This is a genomic window from Borrelia persica No12 (genome assembly GCF_000500045.1).
GTDB classification, from domain to species: domain Bacteria; phylum Spirochaetota; class Spirochaetia; order Borreliales; family Borreliaceae; genus Borrelia; species Borrelia persica.
In genome coordinates, this window is record NZ_AYOT01000118.1 from 1 (window position 1) to 2,377 (window position 2,377).

General features: G+C 24.9%; 3 protein-coding genes. All 3 read left to right on the forward strand.

Going from position 1 to position 2,377, the window contains the following annotated elements:
• Positions 1–96: 96 nt before the first annotated feature.
• From U881_RS0102395 to U881_RS0102405, 3 genes are read left to right on the forward strand one after another with little or no spacing between them, the layout of a single operon-like run.
• Positions 97–660, forward strand: a complete 564-nt coding sequence (locus U881_RS0102395; RefSeq protein WP_024653120.1) for a DUF226 domain-containing protein — start codon at positions 97–99, stop codon at positions 658–660.
• On the forward strand, positions 636–1,394 hold the full coding sequence (locus tag U881_RS0102400) for a ParA family protein (RefSeq protein ID WP_024653121.1): 759 nt from the start codon (positions 636–638) through the stop codon (positions 1,392–1,394). The genes U881_RS0102395 and U881_RS0102400 overlap by 25 nt, the downstream gene beginning before the upstream one ends.
• Before the next feature lie 44 nt (positions 1,395–1,438).
• A complete protein-coding gene (locus U881_RS0102405; RefSeq protein ID WP_024653122.1) occupies positions 1,439–2,017 on the forward strand; it encodes a chromosome replication/partitioning protein in 579 nt (192 codons plus the stop codon).
• Positions 2,018–2,377 lie beyond the last annotated feature (360 nt).

Here is a 2,377-nt window from a genome sequence, read left to right on the forward strand (position 1 = left end):
AACAACCATTATTACAACGAAATCTTCGAAATAATAGAAGAAAAAGGATATTTAAAAATAAGAGAGAGTGAGAAAATCGTAACTTGAGGGTAATTAATGGAGAGTGTATTAGAACGCCTTAAAGAAAAAAAAGTTGAAATTAAGGCAAAAACCAAAAATAAAAAACTCTTTATTAAAGTAGAAGATATTAATAATAAGAAAATATATCATACTAAAATAATGATGGACTTTTATGCATTTGGAATTGATAAAAGACAAAAATATAAATTTTTCATCATGTTGAGAGATTTATTCAATCAAGAACAAATAGAATGGTTTAGCTTATTTTCCTTAAAAGATGATGACAAATTTTTAGGAATTTATTATGGATGTAGAAAACCGATAAAAAATATAGTTCGAAGATATGAAGAAAACGGGTTTTTAAAAGCTTCCACCTTTTCAAAGGTTTGCTATATAGAATTCAGATTTAAAAAAGGAAGTGTTTTCTGTTACATTAAAGGAATTTCTCGTTTGCTGAAAAAAGAGAAGGCAGAAACACAATATGGTAGATTTTTATTTGATATGATAACAAATTTAGAACGGCAAGTTTATGAATTTTACAATCGAAAGTTGCCGGATGGGGGTGTAATAAAAAAATGGATAGAAAAAAACCAAAAATAATGACTTTTACGAATATTAAAGGTGGAGTTGGAAAAAGCACAAGTTCGATCATATTTGCAACATTGTTATCTCAACAATATAAAGTACTCTTAATAGATTTAGATACCCAAGCTTCTACTACTAGTTTTTTTTATGAAAAAATAGAAAAACAGAATATAGATTTAAGAATAAATAACATATATGAAGTTTTAATAGATAAATTAGATATCAATAGTTCGATTTTAAATGTTGAGAATAATTTGGATTTAATACCTAGTTATTTAACTTTACATAGCATAAATGCATTTGGGTATAAACACACTCTTAGTGAGTTTAAATTAAAAAATGACCTAAAATATTTAGATATTAAGTATGATTATATAATAATTGATACACCACCAAGTTTAGATTTTACATTAACTAGTTCTTTAATATGTTGTGATTATGTGATAGTACCAATGACAGCAGAAAAATGGACAATTGAAAGCTTTGATCTTTTGAAATTTTTTATGGAAAAAATAGCTTTAGAGCTTCCTATTTTTTTTATTATTACTAGATTTAAAAAAAATAATACACATAAACGATTATTAGAAATAATAAATACAAAAAGTAATTTTTTGGGAATTATATCAGAACGAGAAGACTTGAATAGAAGAATAGCTGAAAATGATGTCTTTGACTTTGAAAAAGATTATATTCAAGAATATAAAAATTCCTTAATTAATTTTTTTGAAATAGTTGATTGCGAATATTAGTTCAACGCGTTGAACTAGTTAAATATAATTTTAAGAGGTTGAATATGGAAGTTGACAAGGAATTAAAAATTCATAAAAGAAATATTGATTCAGAAGGGAATGCACTACTCTTCGAATCTTGTAATTATGACAAAGAAAAGGCTCATTATAATACACTTAAAAAAAGGTTATATATTAATCTTAGGGAAGGAATCTATAATAAAATAGAATGTATGAAGATTTTAAATGAGATCAAAGAGAATGAGTATTATAAACATGATGGCTGTAAAAGTTTTGATGCTTTTATCAAAGGTTATGATGTTGCTAAAACTCAGGCTTATAATTATATAAAAATTGCAAAGGCTTTACAGCAAGGATTATTAGAAGAAAAATTTGTATTAGAAAATGGATTTAGGCAAATATTAAGTTTGTTGAGGGATAAGGAATGTAAAACACTAAAAAAATCAAAGATAAATCCAATTAAACCATTACGCTTTCAACTTAAGAAACAAGCTAGTTATGACTATTATAAAAAGGACTCAAAGTTTACTAGTTTTCTGCTTGAGATGCTCTTTGATGAAAAAAGAGAGTGGTTAGAAGAATTACGAACTGTTTTTAAAGGTTCAAATAAATATCAAAAATAAATAGATAGTTAAAGTGTTATTATCTGTTTAAGATATCAGTTGATTTTACTTTAAATTTGTTGTAGGATAATCGTTATTAGTAGTGCTATTCATTTTACACTACCTAATCTATGTTCGTTTCTTGTAAGCTCTTAAGCTTAATTAAGGATTCTTATGAAGAGTTTTTAATTAAGCTTAAGTTTTTACGTTTAATGTTAATAAGTGCATCAGTATTTTATTTAAAAACTTGACAAAAACATGTTTTTTTTGTATATTTGATTTTATAAATAACTAGATTAGGAGATTAATATGAATAAAAATCTACCAAAAACACATATGCAAGAAAGTAAAATTAATAATCAACAAATGACAATGGAACAA

Excerpts from the sequence above, each read along its gene's own strand:
- U881_RS0102405 (WP_024653122.1), top strand. The coding sequence starts at position 1,439 with ATGGAAGTTGACAAGGAATTAAAAATTCATAAAAGAAATATTGATTCA.
- U881_RS0102400 (WP_024653121.1), top strand. The coding sequence starts at position 636 with ATGGATAGAAAAAAACCAAAAATAATGACTTTTACGAATATTAAAGGT.
- U881_RS0102395 (WP_024653120.1), top strand. The coding sequence starts at position 97 with ATGGAGAGTGTATTAGAACGCCTTAAAGAAAAAAAAGTTGAAATTAAG.